Below are 15,934 nucleotides of genomic sequence, written 5' to 3' on the forward strand. Positions count from 1 at the left end.
CCGGCCCCACCTCGCCCCCGGGCCCCGGCCTGCCGCGAACCGGACCTCAGTTCGGCGCGCGGACCCAAGATCTCGGGTCCGGATGCCGAACTTGGGTCCGGATGCCGGACCGGGATGCGGAGGCTCGGCGCTCAGACCTCGATGAGGCGGTGCTCGTAGGCGAGCGCGATGAGCTGCACGCGGCTCGCGACGCCGAGCTTCGTCAGGATCGCGCGCATGTGGGTCTTCACGGTGGTCTCCGCGACCCACAGCTGCGTCGCGATCTCAGCGTTCGAGCGACCGCGAGCTGCGAGGGCGAATAGCTCTCGCTCCCGCTGCGTGAGCTCAGCCAGGATCGAGGTGTCGGGCGCGGGCCGCACGGGGGCGAATGCCCGCAGCAGGTCGAAGGTTTCGGCGGGCGCGATCACCTGCTGCCCGTCCACCACTGCGCGGATCGACTGCACGAGGAACTCGGGCCGAGCATCCTTGAGCAGGAAGCCGCTCGCGCCCGCTCGCAGCGCATCCACCACTGCCCGGTCCTGCCGAATCGTCGTCAGCACGATCACGTGCGGGGGCGGCTCCGGCGACGCACGCCGGATCGCAGCGGTGGCGGTGACGCCGTCGAGCACCGGCATGCGGATGTCCATCAGCACGACGTCGGGCTGCAGCTCGCGTGCGCGCGCGATCGCCTGCTCGCCGTCGAGGGCTGTGCCCACGACCTCCAGCCCCTCCTGGCTCTCGAGGATCATGGTCAGGCCCTGGAGGAAGAGCTCCTGATCGTCGACCAGCAGCAGCCGGATCACTGCGGCGCCCGGTCGGGCGCGGCGGGGTTGCGGATGCGCCCGTCGGGCAGCCGGGCGGGCGTCAGATCGACCGTGGTCGCCTGCGACCACGCGCGCGTGGGCTGCGCGTCGCCCGCTGGGCGATCCGACTGCGGGTGCCGCTGCTCGTACAGCCGCGTCGCCTCGACGATCCAGGGCGCCACGACATCCTCGGGCCGAGGCTGCGTCTGCACGGGCAGCGTGAAGAGCTGCTCCTCGGTGAGCGGCGGGGTCGGCTCGTGGCTGATCGGTTCATACGGCAGGTAGGCGCTCACGACGAAGCTGTCGCCGTCGGCGTCGATCTCGACCGTGCCGCCGGCCAGGCGCGCGCGCTCGTGCATGCCGGCGATGCCGCGACCGGCGGGCTTGAGCGCCCCGCGGTCGTGGATGGGGGAGGCAACGGCGAGCGAGAGGCCCGGCCCTGTCCAGGTCAGCGCGACGACGATGTCGATGTCGGCGCCACCGTGACGCAGCGCGTTCGTGAGGCTCTCCTGCACGATGCGGTACGCCGCGATGTCTGCCAGCCGCGCGAGGTGCCCGTGCGCGCCGATGTCGTGCAGTGCCACGCGTGGGCCCGCGGAGCGCAGCTGCGCGACCAGGCCCGGGATGTCGGCGCTTGTCGCCTGCGGCCGGCGCGCGTCGTCGTCGACCCGCTCGAGCAGTTGCCGCACCTCGACGAGCGCGAGACGCGCCGTGTCGCTGATCGTGGTGAGCACCGGGTCGATGCGCTCCGGATGCTGCGTGTGGCTCAGGCGCAGGCCCTCGGCCTGGGCGGCCAGCACCGCGAGCGAGTGCGCCATCACGTCGTGGAAGTCGTGCGTCAGATCGGCGCGCAGCCGCTCGTCCCGCAGCTCACTCTCGACCACGGTCGTGCGCGCGACGGCCTGCTGCTTCGCCGACTCGGCACCCGCCGCTTCGACGATCGCTCGGGCTGCGAGCGTCGCGCCCCACGTGAGCACGGCGAGGATGCCCCAGAACACGCCCCAGAACAGAGCATCCGTGGGTCCCAGCCAGTCGAAGCCGCCGACCCGCTCTCGCAGGGAGCCGGCGATCGCCAGCGCCGCGATGATGGTGGCCATGAGGGGGATCGTGAGCCAGCCACGGGAACGCAGGCTCTCGACGCCCCACATCGCCACCGACGCGGCGGCAAGCGCGATCAGCATCGGGAACCAGCCGGTCCGAGGCGCGAGGCTGCCGAGGATCGCGGCGACCAGCGCCGCCCAGAAGGCGGTCCTGGGGAAGGCGCGGGCGACCGCGAACGCTCCGCAGGCGCCGAGCAGCGCCAGCACGCCCATCGCGTCATCGGCGAACAGTGAGCGCTGCAGCTGCGCGACGGCGACCACCAGAGCGATCGGCGCGGGCCACCAGCGGGCGGCCCGGCGGAGAAAGAGGGTCGTGGTCATGGCCACAGGCTAGGCCGGTGCGCACGGCCGGTGCACCGCATCCGCCGCCATCTCGTCCCGAAGGACGAGACCGATGCCCCGCCGGACGAGCCGTTGCGGGATCGTGACTGTCAAGAGCCTAGGTTTTCGCCGTGTGCGGACTAGGTTGGAGCACACGCACGCTCGCCGCGGAGTCGCGGTGTGCGCGAACGGTCCCACAAGGAAAGGTCCAGCACCGTGATCTCACCCGTACAGCGGCGTCTGCTCGCAGGCCTCGCCGGAGGCGCAGCCATGACGCTCGTGCTCACCGGCTGCGTGCAGAGCCAGCGCACCGACGACGGCGATGCCGAAGGCACCGCCGCCGCCAGCGACGTCGACTCGACGTTCATCTTCGCCGGTTCGTCGGACCCGTCGGGGCTCGACCCCGCGTTCGCCAACGACGGCGAGTCGTTCCGCATCTCGCGCAACATCTTCGAGGGCCTCATCGGGGTCACCCCCGGCACCGCCGACCCCGAGCCCCTGCTGGCCGAGGACTGGACGACGACCGAGGACGGCCTGTCGACCACCTTCAACCTGAAGTCGGATGTCACCTTCCACGACGGCACCGAGTTCAACGCGGAGGCCGTCTGCACGAACTTCGAGCGCTGGTACAACTGGACCGGCATCGCCGCGACCGAGAGCCTCTCCTACTACTACGGCTCGCTCTTCGGCGGCTTCGCAGGCGACGAGAACGCGCTCTACGAGTCCTGCTCCGCAGACGACGAGCTCACGGCCACCGTGAACCTCACCCGCCCGTTCTCCGGCTTCATCCCCGCGCTGTCGCTGCCGTCGTTCGCGATGCAGAGCCCGACCGCCATGGAGGAGTACGGCGCCGATGATGTCGGTGGCTCGGAGGAGGCACCGGAGTACAGCGAGTACGCCGAGGCGCACCCGACCGGCACGGGCCCGTTCACGTTCGACTCCTGGAACCCCGGCTCAGAGGTCGTCCTGCAGGCCTACCCCGACTACTGGGGCGAGCAGGGTCAGGTGCAGGAGGTCATCTTCCGGGTGATCGATGACCCGACCGCGCGCCGCCAGGCGCTCGAGGCCGGCGACATCGACGGCTACGACCTGGTCGCGCCCGCCGACACCGCGGCGCTCGATGAGGCTGGCTTCAACGTCATGCAGCGCGACCCGTTCACGGTCCTCTACCTGGCCTTCAACCAGCAGGTCGAGGAGTTGCAGGACCCGCTCGTGCGCGAGGCGATCGCACACGCGATCGACCGTGACGCGCTCGTCACCCAGGTGCTCCCGGAGGGCACGCAGCCGGCGACGCAGTTCATCCCGCCGGTCGTCAACGGCTACAACGAGGACGTGACGACGTACGACTACGACCCCGCGCGTGCCGAGGAGCTGCTCGCCGAGGCTGGCTACGAGGACGGACTGGAGCTGACGTTCAACTACCCGGTGAACATCTCGCGCCCGTACATGCCGAACCCGGAGGAGATCTTCGTGGCACTCTCGGGCCAGCTCGAGCAGGTCGGCATCACCGTGACGCCGGTCGCCGACGAGTGGGTCGACTACCTCGACAAGATCCAGGGCACCGACGACCACGGCATCCACATCCTCGGTTGGACGGGTGACTACAACGACACCGACAACTTCGTCGGCGTCTTCTTCGGCCAGCAGGGCAACGAGTGGGGCTTCGACAACCCCGAGCTGTTCCAGGCGCTCGAAGAGGCACGGCAGATCCCCGACCTCGAGGAGGCGGGGGAGCGCTACCAGGAGATCAACGAGCAGATCGCGCAGTTCCAGCCCGGTGTGCCGCTCGCGCACCCGGCGCCGTCGCTGGCGTTCGACCCGCGCGTCACGTCCTACCCGGCGAGCCCCGTCAACGACGAGGTGTACAACATGATCGAGCTGAGCGAGTAGTCTCGATCGGTCACGCGGATGCCGTGGGGCGACTCGTCCCACGGCATCCGTTGCGCCCGGCCCCGGCCGGCCATCCCAGAATCCACTGACGGAGAGACGACGTGCTGCGAACCATCGGCAGACGCCTGCTGCTGCTGATCCCGACGCTGTTCGGGCTCACCGTGCTGCTGTTCTTCTGGGTGCGGGCACTGCCGGGAGGTCCGGCCGCTGCGCTGCTCGGCGAACGCGCGACACCGGAAGCCATCGAGCGGATCAACGAGGCCTACGGATTCAACCGGCCGCTGCCGGAGCAGTACCTCACCTGGCTCGGCAAGCTCGTGCAGGGCGACTTCGGCAACTCGATCGAGACCCGTCGGCCGGTGCTCGAGGAGTTCACCAACCGCTTCCCCGCAACGCTCGAGCTGTCGGTGCTGGCCCTGATCCTCGCGGTGGGCATCGGCATCCCGCTCGGCTACTGGGCGGCGCGCAACCACGGCCGACTCTTCGACCATCTCTCCGTCGGCCTGAGCCTGCTCGGCATCACCGTGCCGGTCTTCTTCCTCGCGTTCATGCTCAAGTGGCTGTTCGCGGTGCAGCTCGGCTGGCTCCCGACCACCGGGCGTCAGGATCGGAGCGTCGATGCCACGCATGTGACGGGCTTCTACATGCTCGACGGCTTCCTGACCGGGGAGTTCGATGCGAGCTGGAACGCGTTCATCCACCTGCTGCTGCCGGCCATCGCGCTCGCGACCATCCCGCTGGCGATCATCGTGCGCATCACTCGCGCATCCGTGCTCGAGGTGGTGAACGCCGACTACGTTCGCACCGGACGCGCGAAGGGCGTCTCGCAGCCCCTCATCCGCAACCGCTTCGTGCTCCGGAACGCCATGCTGCCGGTGGTCACGACGATCGGATTGCAGGCGGGGCTGCTCGTCTCGGGGGCGGTGCTCACCGAGACGGTGTTCGCCTTCCCAGGGATCGGGGCGTTCCTCGCCAACGCGATCTTCGCGCGCGACTTCCCGGTGCTGCAGGGCTTCGTGCTGTTCATCGCGGTCGCGTACGCGCTCATCAACCTGCTCGTCGACATCTCCTACAGCTTCATCGACCCGAGAGTGAGGATCCAGTGAGCGCCGCAGACGTCCTCCCCCCGGCATCCGAGCCGGATGCCGCCGACGCGAGCGCACCGCGCCGCAGCGGCAGCTTCTGGGGCGATGTCCTCCGCCGCGTGCGCAAGAACCCGGCAGCCTGGGTCGGCGGCATCATCGTGCTGCTGTTCATCCTCGTGTCGGCCTTCGCGCCGCTGCTCGCGCCCTACCCAGAGCTCGCCACGCCCGCTCGCGAGTTCCTGCGACCCACCTCGCTGCCGGGCATCGGCGACATCCCGGAATTCCCGCTGGGCATCGACCGCTTCGGCGGGGACGTGCTCTCGAAGCTCATCTGGGGTGCGCAGGCTTCGCTCATCATTGGCGTCGTCTCGACGTTCTTCGGGCTGCTCGGCGGCATGGTGCTCGGCGCCCTCGCCGGCGCCTTCGGCGGCTGGGTCGACAGCGTGATCATGCGCTTCGTCGACATCCTGCTGTCGGTGCCGCACCTGCTGCTCGCGGTCTCGATCGCCGCGATCCTGGGCCGCACGCCGCTCGCGATCATGATCGCCATCGGTGTCGCTCAGGTGCCGATCTTCGCGCGCCTGCTGCGCTCGTCGATGCTCGGCCAACGGGGCTCGGACTACGTGCTCGCTGCCCGCACGCTCGGGCTCGGCACCGGTCGCGTCACCATGACGCACCTGCTGCCCAACTCGGTCGGCCCCGTCATCGTGCAGGCCACGCTCACCCTCGCGACCGCCGTCATCGACGCCGCTGCGCTGTCCTTCCTGGGATTGGGCGGCGGGCGCCCCGAGACAGCGGAGTGGGGCCGCATGCTGACCTACGCGCAGAATGAGCTGGCGATCGCGCCGTCGCTCGCGTTCCTGCCGGGTGTCTGCATCATGATCACCGCGCTCGGCTTCACCCTGCTCGGCGAGTCGCTGCGCGAGGCCATGGACCCCCGCACGCGCAAGCGCTGACCGCCGCTCCTCGGCAGCCCGCAGCCAGGCCCGTAGGTCGAGAAGCCCGCGCGCAGCGCACGCGTGACCCTCGTAGGTCGAGGAGCCCGCGCGCAGCGCGGGCGTCACGAGACCGGACGGTCCCCGCCGCCCCAGCCGCTCAGCTTGCGATCTTGAGCTCGTTGCCCGGGATCGATGCGAGCAGCGTGCGCGTGTACGGGTCGCGCGGATTCGTGAAGATCTCCTCCGACGTCGCGGCCTCCACGAGCTTGCCGTTCTGCATCACCGCGACGTAGTCGCTGATGAGGCGCACGACGGCGAGGTCGTGCGAGATGAAGAGGTAGCTGAGACCGAGCTCCCGCTGCAGGTCGCCCAGCAGCCGGAGGATCTGATCCTGCACGAGCACGTCGAGCGCCGAGACCGGCTCGTCGCACACGATCACGTCGGGGCTGAGCGCGAGCGCGCGGGCGATCGCAACGCGCTGGCGCTGCCCACCCGAGAGCTCCGACGGGTAGCGGCGCGCCATGTCGCTGGGCAGGGCGACCTGGTCGAGCAGCTCGCGCACTCGCCGCTCCCGATCTGCGCGCGAGCCCTTCTTGTAGAACGACAGCGGCTCCTCGATGATCTTCTCGATCGTGAACATCGGGTTGAGCGACGAGTACGGATCCTGGAACACCGGCTGCACGCGCTGGCGGAACGCCTTCTGCTCCTCGCGCGAGAGCCCGAAGACGTCCTTGCCCTCGAAGCGGATCGTGCCGCTCGTGGGCTCGAAGGCTTTCAGCAGCATCCGCGCCGTCGTGGTCTTGCCCGAGCCGGATTCGCCCACGATCGAGACGGTGGTGCCGCGCGGCAGCGAGAGCGAGACGTCGTCCACGGCCTTGAAGGGCTCGCGGCTGCCCCGCACCGGGAACTCCTTCGTCACGTTCTCGAACTCGACGATCGTCTCGCGCGCCGAGCTCTCGGCTTCCGCCGGAGCCGCCGCATCCCGATCCTTGGTCGCGAAGTCTGCCGGGCGCAGGCGCGCCATCGCGACCGACGGGGCCGCCCTCACCAGCGACTGCGTGTACGGATGCTGCGGGTCCTCAAGGATCTGCCGCGCCGGCCCCTGCTCGACCACGCGGCCCCGATGCATCACGACCACCTGCGAGGCGCGCTCGGCCGCGAGACCGAGGTCGTGGGTGATCAGCAGCACGGACGTGCCGAGCTCGCGCGTCATCGAGTCGAGCTGGTCGAGGATCGTGCGCTGCACCGTGACGTCGAGCGCGCTGGTGGGCTCATCGGCGATCAGCAGCTGCGGGCGGCAGGCGAGGCCGATGGCGATGAGGGCACGCTGCCGCATGCCGCCGGAGAACTCGTGCGGGTACTGCTTCGCGCGGGCAGCTGCGTCGGGGAGGCCCGCCGCCTCGAGCGTCTCGACCACCTTCTCTGTGACGTTCTTCCGGTTGGCGAGGCCGTGCGCGAGCAGCGTCTCGGCGACCTGCGTGCCGATCTTCGCGACCGGGTTCAGGTTCGACATCGGATCCTGCGGCACGAGCCCGATGCGCCCGCCGCGGATGGGCCGCATCTTGGCCTCGTTGGCGCCCACCAGCTCTTCGCCGTCGAAGCGGATGCTGCCCGCGGTCACGCGGCCATTGCCGGGCAGCAGACCGATGATCGCCATGGCGGTCGTCGACTTGCCGGAGCCCGACTCACCCACGATCGCCAGCGTCTCGCCGGCCGACAGCGTCAGGTTCGCCTCGTGGACCGCGGTCACCACGCCGTCCTGCGTGGTGAACTCGATCTTCAGGCCAGAGACTTCCAGCAGAGGCTTCGACGCGTCGCTCATGGCGACCATCCTGCCCTGTCGTCGACGATTCTGCTGACTCAGCGCACCGAGATCACGAGCTTGCCGCGCACGTGCCCGCCCTGCAGCGTCTCGAAGGCCTCGTGCACCCGATCGAGCGGATAGACCTGCTGCACCTCGACGTGCACGTCCCCGGCGTCGATGAGGCGACCGATGATGCCGAGGTTGGCGCCGTCGGGCTCGACCTTCACCGAGGATGCGCGCAGCCCGCGCGCGGCAGTCGCGGCCGCGTAGTCGGGCCACGACCCGGTGGGCACGTTGAGGTACAGACCGCCGTGCTTGAGCACGTCGAGCGAGCGAGATCCGGTGTCGTCCTGCACGTTGCCGATCAGGTCGACCACCACGTCGACCTTCTGCAGCACGTCCTCGAAGCGGTCCTTGCGATAGTCGACCACCTCGTCGGCACCGAGACCGCGCACGAAGTCGATGTTGCGCTCCGAGGCGGTGGCCGCGACGTGGGCACCGAAGTACTTCGCGAACTGCACCGCGAAGTGACCGACACCACCGGCGCCGGCGTGGATGAGGATGCGCTGACCAGCGCGCGCCTTGGCGATGCGCACCACCGCGTCCCAGGCCGTGAGCGCGGCGCACGGCACTGCAGCAGCCTCCTCGAAGCTGAGCGACTCGGGCTTCGGTGCGAGCGCCAGGCTCGGCACCGCGGCCTGCTCCGCGAAGCTGCCGCGCGTGCGCCAGTGGTCGACGAGCCCGAACACGGCGTCCCCCGGCTGCACGTCGTGCGCCTCATATGGCGCCTCTGCCACGACTCCCGCCATGTCGCCGCCGGGAATCCACGGCAGCAGCGGCTCGACCGCCTTCGCAGCGCCCTTGCCGATGGTCGTCTTGTAGTCGATCGGGTTCATCCCGGCGGCGTGCACATCGACGATCACCTCGGTGCCGAGCTTCAGGGGCGCCTCGATCTCGCCGATCTCCACCTGGTCGGTCGGGCCGAATGCCCTCACCAGCACTGCTCGCATCTCGTCTCCTCCTGCGTCGCCTCGACGGTATCGCAACCCCTCGACGAGCTGGGGGACGTGTGACGGCGTATGACTCGCTGGAGCACCCGCCGCTACAGTGCTGATGTGCTCCAGCGCCTCCGCTCCACCGATGCGCTGCTCGCGGTGCTCGCGACGGGCTGCATCGTCGCCGGCGCCGTCGTGATCGGGCACGCGCGCGCAGCCGCCGGACGGTTCCTCTACATCTCGGAGCTCGGCGCCCTGACGATGCCCACAGCCGCAAGCTTCCAGGTCGGCTTCGTGCTCGTGATCGCCGGCATCCTCGTCGTCGCGGTCGTGCTGCGCGACGTCCGCACGCGGCTGCCGCTGCTGCGGCGCTGGGCTCCGGCTGCGGCGCTGGTCACCGCCGGCGGCTGCTTCCTCGTCGCGGCGGCAGTGCCCTGCTCCATGGGCTGTCCATCGCTGCTGTCCGATGGTGCCCAATGGCGCGATTGGGTGCACATCGCTGCGGCGGTGCTCGGGTTCGCCGCCGGCTGCGTGGCGATGCTGCAGTTCGCGGCCGCCGGTGACCGATGGGTGGCGCGCCTCTCCATCGTCGACGGGCTTGCCGTCGCCACCATCGCCGCGACGGGAGGCATCATCTCGCTCGCCAGGGGCAACACCGACATCGGTTCCACGCTCGAGTACATTGCGGCGGGGATCGGCCTCGTGTGGCTGCTCGCGATGGGCGTCGTGCACGCCCTGCCGCAGCGACCGGTCCCGGCGCCCGCTCCCGCTCTCGACGACGCTGGGCTGGCTAGCGGATACCGGTGAGGAAGTTGCCGAGCTGCTGCTGGAACCACCGCATCATCGCGTCCTCGCCGTCGTCCCTCGCGGGCGAGACGAGCATCCGCGTGCCGAGCTCGTCTGCCCACGCCTGTGCGACGTGCAGGGGATGCACCGGGTCGCGCGGGCTCGCCAGCACCACGGTCGGGGCCGGGATGCGCGGGTCCAGAGGCAGTGCCAGCGCGTTCCGCGGGATCTCGGTCAGTCGGATGCGGCGCTCGGCCGCCTGCGGCTGCGTCACCTGCGTCTCGAGGTAGCGGGCGTGCGCGAGCGACTCGTGCGCGATCGAGCGCCACGCGCCGGAGGCTCGCAGGTGCGCGAGGGCGCGCTGCGGGCTGTGCTCGCCCAGCAGCCGCCCGATGAGCGGGAAGACGGCGAGGTTGGGCGGCAGCGGCTGGTGCGTGAACGCGGGGCGAACGATTGCGACGCGATCGAGTGGCAGGGTTCCGGATCGGGCGATGATGGTCGCGAGCGCAGCGCCCAGTGAGACGCCGACGATCGAGACCGGTGAGCCGTCTCCCACCTGGATGAGTGCGCTCGTGACATCGGCGGCCATCGCCTCGAGCGCGAAGTCCTCGGGCTCGCCGAGCCGCCCGTCGGCGCCGTGCGCGCGCAGATCAGGAGCGAAGATCCGAACCCCGGCCGGCACAGCCCCGGCGAGGTACTCGCGCAGCGCGCTCGAGTCGGAGCCGAGCCCGTGGAGCGCCAGCAGCATCAGCGGCGCAGCAGCTCGAGCAGCAGATCCGCGCGATTGACGAGCGCCGCGATCTCGTCCTCGTCGCGCTCGACCCACTGGTGCTTCGGTCGGCCGATGGGGACGAACTCGTGGTGCTCCTCCCAGACGAACAGCGTGCGCTCGGCACCGAGCACATACTGCTGCCACCAGATCTGCCGCAGGTACGACTTCGGGATGCGGTCGAAGGGCTTGGAGGTCGTCTTGATCTCGGCGAGCACGGCACCGTCGTCGCTGATGCAGTCGGGCGTGGCGAGGTGGCGGCGATCGGGCACCGAGTGGAAGAGCGCATCGGAGGGCGAGAGGGAGAAGTGATCGTGCACCCAGCTGGCGATGTGCGGCTCGCGGGCGCGGCCGTGCTCGGTGAACGCGTTGCCGGTGAAGCCGCGCAGGCTGAACTTGTCGCGCGCGACGGTCTCGATCGAGCGCTGCGTGCTGAGCTTCGCCGCGTCGGTCGCGGTCACGCCCTGCGAGCGTGCGCGCAGCCAGGCGATGCGGTCGCTCGAACGGGCGACGATGCGCTGCACGTGACCCGAGATGACCACGCGCGGCGCTGCCGGGTGCGGCGCGGTCGCGACGGGTGCGACGACCGTCCTGCGCGCGGCCGGTGCTGCGGCCGCGAACGGTGCCGCCGCGATGATCGACACTGTCTCGGACGGAGCCGTCGGCTCGAACGTCTCGGCGAGATCGCCGAAGATGTCGAGCTGCAGATCCACCCGCTCATCGTCCCACGAAGCACCGCCGCCGCGGACCCGGCGCGCCCTCGGGACGCATCCGCCCGCGAGCCGCGAGCACTGCGCCTGCACGCGAGTCCGCAATCGGCCGGGGTAAAAAGGAGACGCACAGGAAGGGCATAGAATGAGTGCGGATCGATCCATAGGAGACTCTGGCGCAATGGAACGCATGACCGACACCGCTCAGCAGCAGCTGCGGGCTCAGCCCCGCCTCACCCGCCAGGACGGCTCGCCCATCCGCGTCGTCGTCGTCGACGACGAGCAGAGCCTCGCAGACCTCGTCGCCATGGGCCTCAAGTACGAGGGATGGGATGTGAAGACCGCGGCCAATGGCCAGCAGGCGTTGCAGGCCGTGCGCGAATTCCGCCCCGACGCGGTCGTGCTCGACATCATGCTTCCCGACATCGACGGGCTCACAGTGCTCCAGCGCCTGCGCTCAGCCGGATTCGACGTCCCGGTGCTCTTCCTGACCGCCAAGGACTCGCTCGACGACCGCGTCGCCGGGCTCACGGCCGGCGGTGACGACTACGTCACGAAGCCCTTCGGGCTCGAGGAGGTCGTGGCGCGGCTGCGCGGGCTGATCCGCCGCACGGCAGCAGCGGCCGAGGAGTCGAGCGTGCTCTGGGTCGGCGACCTGATGATGGATGAGGACTCCTACGAGGTGCGCCGTGGCGGTCAGCAGGTCGATCTCACCGCGACCGAGTTCGAGCTGCTGCGCTACCTCATGCGCAACCCGCGTCGCGTGCTCTCCAAGGCGCAGATCCTCGACCGTGTCTGGTCCTACGACTTCGGCGGTCGCGCGAGCGTCGTCGAGCTCTACATCTCCTACCTGCGCAAGAAGATCGACACGCTCGGGCCGGCCATGATCCACACCGTGCGCGGCGTCGGCTACCAGCTGCGCGCGGCCGAGTGATCGGCGGGAGCTCCGCGGCGTGACCCAGGCCGCGACATCCGCCGCCCAACTGGGCAGGCGCATCCAGAACCCGTCGTCGTGGTCGCTGCGTCGACGGCTGCTCGTCGTCGTCGCGCTGCTGTTCGCGGTGCTCACCGCGGCGGTCGCCATCGCGAGCGTCATGACCATGCGTGTGGTGCTCGAATCCCGCGTCGACGAGCAGCTGCAGGAGCTCTCGGATCGCACCTCCGTGGCCGTCGAGCGCGCGCTGGCCACAGGGGTGAAGCAACCGCTCGACCCGCGGATGTCGGGCGCGCTCGTGGTGGTCGAGCACGACGGCGATCTGCTGGACTACTTCGTCTTCACGCGCACCGGCACCCGACAGGCGCTCGCGACGACGGATGTCGATGCGGTCATGGATGCGCCCGTCGGTGCACCGGCCAACGCCGCGCTGCCCGGATACGGCAACTACCGCGTCATGGCGACCGACGTCGGCGAGGCGCGCGTGATCGTGGGGATGTCGCTCTCCGACACCAACCAGACGCTCGCAGCACTGGCGTTCGTGATCGCCGTCGCGGCGATCGCGGCCGTCACGATCGTGCTGCTGCTGGGCGACGTGATCATCCGTCGGGCTCTGCGCCCGCTCACCTCGGTGATCGCGACCACCGAGCGCATCTCGCAGCTGCCGCTGGCTTCCGGCGACGCACAGCTGACGAACCGGGTGCGCATCGAGGAGCCTGCGAGCGAGGTCGGGCGCGTGCAGGAGTCGATGAACCGCATGCTCACGCACATCGAGGAGGCGTTCGAGGCGCGTGCCCTCAGCGAGCGGCGCGTGCGCCAGTTCGTCGCGGATGCGTCGCACGAGCTGCGCACGCCGCTCGCCGCCGTGCGCGGCTACGCGGAGATCACGCAGAAGCACGAGTCCAACCTCAGCGACGACTCCCGCGCATCGCTCGAGCGCATCGAAGCCGCTGCGCACAGGATGCAGGCACTGGTCGACGACCTGCTGCTGCTCGCGCGGCTGGACGAGGGCCGCGAGATCGAGCGCGGCGAGGTCGACGTGTCGCTGCTGGTGGTCGAGGCGGTCGCCGATGCGCAGGCCGCGGGGGACGGGCATCCGATCTCCCTGGAGCTGCCGGAGGAGCCGGTCATCGTCGGCGGCGACCCCCTGCGCCTGCAGCAGATCGTCGCCAACCTGCTCGCGAACGCCCGTGTGCACACGCCCGTCGGTACGGCGATCGATGTGCACCTGCGGGCGGAGGCGGGCGACGCCGTCATCGACGTGATCGATGCCGGCCCGGGCATCCCGCAGCAGCTGCAGCACACCGTCTTCCAGCGCTTCGCGCGCGGCGACTCCAGCCGCTCCCGCGCCACCGGCTCCTCGGGTCTGGGCCTCGCGATCGTGCAGGCGCTCGTCGATGCGCACCACGGCAGCATCAGCCTCGAGAGTGCGCCCGGGCGCACGGCGTTCAGGGTGCGGCTGCCGCTGTGGCAGCCGGTCGTGCGCGGTGAGGCGTCGGTGAGATCGGATGCCGCCTCGGCCCACGACTAGCCGTCGCGTCACGCGGCACCCGGTTTGCACCACGCAGCCGTGGCGCGGTAGAGTCTTCGCATACCAAAGACCGCTGGTCGCTGGCGCGTGCTCGAAAGGCGCGTGTCAGCCGAAGGTTTGCTCGTGAGAGCGCCGGCCTGCGCAGGTGCGAATGTCCCGTCGAGGACCGAGCTCCGTGCGCTGCCGCCGGAGCTCTTTTTCATGGGTGAGCCAGGGAAGCCGGCAACGAAGCTAGGAGCACCATGGCGAACAAGGAAGCTGCGGTCGCCGAGCTCTCGAATCTCTTCGAGACCTCGAACGCCGTTCTGCTGACCGAGTACCGCGGTCTCACCGTCGGCCAGCTGAAGACGCTGCGCCGTGCGATCAGTGAGCACGCGACGTACGCCGTGGTGAAGAACACGCTCACCAAGATCGCAGCCAACAACGCCGGTATCACGGCGTTCGACGAGTCGCTTGTCGGCCCGTCCGCGATCGCATTCGTGCACGGCGACCCTGTCGCCGTCGCGAAGGAGATGCGTGCCTTCGCCAAGGCGAACCCGGCGCTCGTGGTCAAGAACGGTTTCTTCGACGGGAACCCGCTCACGGCCGACGACGTCGACAAGCTCGCAGACCTCGAGTCTCGGGAGGTGCTGCTCGGCAAGCTGGCGGGCGCCTTCAAGGCCTCGCTGTTCGGAGCTGCATACATGTTCAACGCACCGCTCGCTCAGGCCGTTCGCACGGTCGAGGCGCTGCGTGCGAAGCAGGAGTCCGCGGCCGAATAGGTCGCGGTCGGAACCAGAAACAAGGAGAAGACGATGGCAAAGCTGTCGACTGACGAGCTGCTCGAGCAGTTCAAGGAGCTCACGCTCATCGAGCTCAGCGAGTTCGTGAAGGCATTCGAGGAGACCTTCGAGGTCACCGCTGCGGCCCCGGTCGCTGCTGCTGCAGCTCCGGCTGCCGGTGGTGGCGCTGCTGCTGAGGAGGCTGAGGAGCAGACGGAGTTCGACGTCGTCCTCGAGTCCGCCGGCTCGGCGAAGATCCAGGTCATCAAGGTCGTGCGTTCGCTCACGTCGCTCGGTCTCGGCGAGGCCAAGGCACTCGTCGATGGCGCTCCCGCCAACGTGCTCGAGGGCGCGAAGAAGGAAGACGCTGACAAGGCAAAGGCTGACCTCGAAGAGGTCGGCGCGACGGTGACCGTCAAGTAGTCACCTGCTGCTGCACGAAGGGCCGCGTCCATCTTGGACGCGGCCCTTCGTCATCTGCAGGATGCGGCTGACGGAGCCCACCGGGAGATCCGTGGCGCTGGGGCCACGTGACTGGATGATCCGGCTCTACTGGCTGAGGACCCTGGATCCGGCGAAGCATCTCCCGCGCTCAGGCCATCTTGCGGGATTGTGCAGCCGGATCCGCTGAGCTCCGGAGATCCGGACCGTCCCGTGGCATGCTGGCGAGCATGTCGACGCGAGACACCCCGGCTCAGAACGGCGACCTGCCCGAGATCGGCCGCCCTGCGAACCGGGCGCTGCTGGCCATCGGCGTCACGACGCTCGACCAGGTCGCAGCGATGCCTGAGGCCGAGCTGCTCGCGCTGCACGGCGTCGGACCGCGCGCGATTCGCCTCCTGCGGAAGGCGCTCGAGCAGCAGGGCAGGGGCTTCGGCGCCTGAGGCGCGGTGCACGACGGCGCGCGCGGCGGCATCACGTGCCTCGACGCTGGGTCGCTTCGCTGTCGCGGGGCCGAGTTGCGCAGCGCCATCGATCAGGCGCCGCGCGGAGGGGATCAGCGGCGCGTCGGCCAGCGGGCTGAGCCCCGCGCGACGAACGCGAGCACCCGGTCGCAGAACTGCGCTGCGGCGGGCTCGAGCGCCTCGTCGCAGGCGTCGCAGCCGCAGAGCGGCGCAGCCTCATCCACGTCTCCGCCGAGCGCTGCGCACACGCCGGGGAAGCTCGTCCAAGCCATGCGGAAGGCCGGGCCACCGGCGGGGCGCATCCGCACGGCGCGAGTCTCGTGCGCCTCGGTGGCGTCCTCCTCGGCGACACAGTCGTACTCTGCGAGCAGGTGCGCCACGAGCGCATCGGCAACACGGTGCAGCGGTGCGTAGCGCTCGGGATGCGTGACCCGCGAGTACGCGTCCTCCGGCGGCCCCTCCATGCCCCAGCGGCGTCCGAAGGGGATCTCGCACCCTGCGTCGTCGAGCCATCGACCCGCAGGCAGCGGCGGCATGACGAAGGCGGTGGGAACGGACATCGGCTCATCCTGGCACTTGCGCATCGGGTGATGCCGAGCAGCGGGGCCGGGGCGGCAGAGTGT

The 15,934-nt window shown here is 70.0% G+C and carries 16 protein-coding genes; 9 read left to right on the plus strand and 7 right to left on the minus strand.

Features of this window, described 5'->3' with window-relative positions; translation table 11 throughout:
- Positions 1-131: 131 nt before the first annotated feature.
- Together ACJJVL_RS14135 and ACJJVL_RS14140 are read right to left on the minus strand one after the other, a co-directional pair.
- On the minus strand, positions 132-782 hold the full coding sequence (locus ACJJVL_RS14135) for a response regulator (RefSeq protein ID WP_405219746.1): 651 nt from the start codon (positions 780-782) through the stop codon (positions 132-134).
- Entirely contained in the window at positions 779-2,203 is a 1,425-nt protein-coding gene (locus tag ACJJVL_RS14140) for a sensor histidine kinase (RefSeq protein ID WP_405219749.1), read from the minus strand. Before ACJJVL_RS14140 ends, ACJJVL_RS14135 begins: the two co-directional genes overlap by 4 nt.
- A 270-nt stretch (positions 2,204-2,473) precedes the next feature.
- Here ACJJVL_RS14140 and ACJJVL_RS14145 point away from each other — a divergent pair, with 270 nt between their 5' ends.
- The 3 genes from ACJJVL_RS14145 to ACJJVL_RS14155 all read left to right on the plus strand — a co-directional run bounded on the left by ACJJVL_RS14145 (position 2,474) and on the right by ACJJVL_RS14155 (position 6,134).
- On the plus strand, positions 2,474-4,093 hold the full coding sequence (locus ACJJVL_RS14145; protein ID WP_405219752.1) for an ABC transporter substrate-binding protein: 1,620 nt from the start codon (positions 2,474-2,476) through the stop codon (positions 4,091-4,093).
- Positions 4,094-4,194: 101 nt separating this feature from the next.
- Positions 4,195-5,199, plus strand: a complete 1,005-nt coding sequence (locus ACJJVL_RS14150; protein WP_405219755.1) for an ABC transporter permease — start codon at positions 4,195-4,197, stop codon at positions 5,197-5,199.
- On the plus strand, positions 5,196-6,134 hold the full coding sequence (locus ACJJVL_RS14155; protein ID WP_405219758.1) for an ABC transporter permease: 939 nt from the start codon (positions 5,196-5,198) through the stop codon (positions 6,132-6,134). The genes ACJJVL_RS14150 and ACJJVL_RS14155 overlap by 4 nt, the downstream gene beginning before the upstream one ends.
- Positions 6,135-6,273: 139 nt before the next feature.
- Here the strand turns inward: ACJJVL_RS14155 and ACJJVL_RS14160 are convergent, their stop codons facing one another.
- The gene (locus tag ACJJVL_RS14160; RefSeq protein WP_405219760.1) at positions 6,274-7,938 is read right to left on the minus strand and encodes an ABC transporter ATP-binding protein; all 1,665 of its coding nucleotides are present in this window, start codon (positions 7,936-7,938) and stop codon (positions 6,274-6,276) included.
- Positions 7,939-7,976: 38 nt separating this feature from the next.
- Positions 7,977-8,930, minus strand: a complete 954-nt coding sequence (locus tag ACJJVL_RS14165; protein WP_405219763.1) for an NADP-dependent oxidoreductase — start codon at positions 8,928-8,930, stop codon at positions 7,977-7,979.
- Positions 8,931-9,035: 105 nt separating this feature from the next.
- On the opposite strand from ACJJVL_RS14165, the gene ACJJVL_RS14170 reads away from it, so the two are divergent.
- Positions 9,036-9,722: a DUF998 domain-containing protein gene (locus ACJJVL_RS14170; protein WP_405219766.1), complete on the plus strand. Its 687-nt coding sequence runs from the start codon at positions 9,036-9,038 to the stop codon at positions 9,720-9,722.
- Here the strand turns inward: ACJJVL_RS14170 and ACJJVL_RS14175 are convergent.
- Complete coding sequence (locus ACJJVL_RS14175) at positions 9,706-10,449, minus strand: alpha/beta hydrolase (protein ID WP_405219769.1); 744 nt, start codon at positions 10,447-10,449, stop codon at positions 9,706-9,708. The genes ACJJVL_RS14170 and ACJJVL_RS14175 overlap by 17 nt on opposite strands.
- Positions 10,449-11,183 (minus strand): YqaJ viral recombinase family protein, encoded by a 735-nt coding sequence (locus tag ACJJVL_RS14180; RefSeq protein WP_405219772.1) that lies wholly within the window; start codon positions 11,181-11,183, stop codon positions 10,449-10,451. Before ACJJVL_RS14180 ends, ACJJVL_RS14175 begins: the two co-directional genes overlap by 1 nt.
- 187 nt (positions 11,184-11,370) lie before the next feature.
- Here ACJJVL_RS14180 and ACJJVL_RS14185 point away from each other — a divergent pair, with 187 nt between their 5' ends.
- From ACJJVL_RS14185 to ACJJVL_RS14205, 5 genes are all read left to right on the plus strand, one after another.
- Entirely contained in the window at positions 11,371-12,114 is a 744-nt protein-coding gene (locus ACJJVL_RS14185; protein WP_092917692.1) for a response regulator transcription factor, read from the plus strand.
- A gap of 19 nt (positions 12,115-12,133) precedes the next feature.
- Positions 12,134-13,645: a sensor histidine kinase gene (locus ACJJVL_RS14190; protein WP_405219776.1), complete on the plus strand. Its 1,512-nt coding sequence runs from the start codon at positions 12,134-12,136 to the stop codon at positions 13,643-13,645.
- 242 nt (positions 13,646-13,887) lie between these two features.
- On the plus strand, positions 13,888-14,406 hold the full coding sequence (gene rplJ, locus ACJJVL_RS14195; protein WP_405219779.1) for a 50S ribosomal protein L10: 519 nt from the start codon (positions 13,888-13,890) through the stop codon (positions 14,404-14,406).
- A 33-nt stretch (positions 14,407-14,439) separates the two neighbouring features.
- Positions 14,440-14,829, plus strand: a complete 390-nt coding sequence (gene rplL / locus ACJJVL_RS14200; RefSeq protein WP_405219782.1) for a 50S ribosomal protein L7/L12 — start codon at positions 14,440-14,442, stop codon at positions 14,827-14,829.
- A 248-nt stretch (positions 14,830-15,077) separates the two neighbouring features.
- Entirely contained in the window at positions 15,078-15,290 is a 213-nt protein-coding gene (locus ACJJVL_RS14205; RefSeq protein ID WP_405219785.1) for a hypothetical protein, read from the plus strand.
- A 113-nt stretch (positions 15,291-15,403) separates the two neighbouring features.
- Here ACJJVL_RS14205 and ACJJVL_RS14210 read toward each other — a convergent pair whose 3' ends face one another.
- On the minus strand, positions 15,404-15,871 hold the full coding sequence (locus ACJJVL_RS14210; protein WP_405219788.1) for a DUF6226 family protein: 468 nt from the start codon (positions 15,869-15,871) through the stop codon (positions 15,404-15,406).
- Between the last annotated feature and the right edge of the window lie 63 nt (positions 15,872-15,934).

The sequence above is a fragment of the Agrococcus sp. Ld7 genome (assembly GCF_045064095.1).
GTDB lineage: Bacteria > Actinomycetota > Actinomycetes > Actinomycetales > Microbacteriaceae > Agrococcus.

Coding starts and splice junctions, on each gene's coding strand:
- ACJJVL_RS14140 (WP_405219749.1), bottom strand. CDS start 2,203: ATGACCACGACCCTCTTTCTCCGCCGGGCCGCCCGCTGGTGGCCCGCG.
- ACJJVL_RS14145 (WP_405219752.1), top strand. CDS start 2,474: ATGACGCTCGTGCTCACCGGCTGCGTGCAGAGCCAGCGCACCGACGAC.
- ACJJVL_RS14160 (WP_405219760.1), bottom strand. CDS start 7,938: ATGAGCGACGCGTCGAAGCCTCTGCTGGAAGTCTCTGGCCTGAAGATC.
- ACJJVL_RS14165 (WP_405219763.1), bottom strand. CDS start 8,930: ATGCGAGCAGTGCTGGTGAGGGCATTCGGCCCGACCGACCAGGTGGAG.
- ACJJVL_RS14175 (WP_405219769.1), bottom strand. CDS start 10,449: ATGCTGCTGGCGCTCCACGGGCTCGGCTCCGACTCGAGCGCGCTGCGC.
- ACJJVL_RS14185 (WP_092917692.1), top strand. CDS start 11,371: ATGACCGACACCGCTCAGCAGCAGCTGCGGGCTCAGCCCCGCCTCACC.
- rplJ (WP_405219779.1), top strand. CDS start 13,888: ATGGCGAACAAGGAAGCTGCGGTCGCCGAGCTCTCGAATCTCTTCGAG.
- rplL (WP_405219782.1), top strand. CDS start 14,440: ATGGCAAAGCTGTCGACTGACGAGCTGCTCGAGCAGTTCAAGGAGCTC.
- ACJJVL_RS14205 (WP_405219785.1), top strand. CDS start 15,078: ATGTCGACGCGAGACACCCCGGCTCAGAACGGCGACCTGCCCGAGATC.
- ACJJVL_RS14210 (WP_405219788.1), bottom strand. CDS start 15,871: ATGTCCGTTCCCACCGCCTTCGTCATGCCGCCGCTGCCTGCGGGTCGA.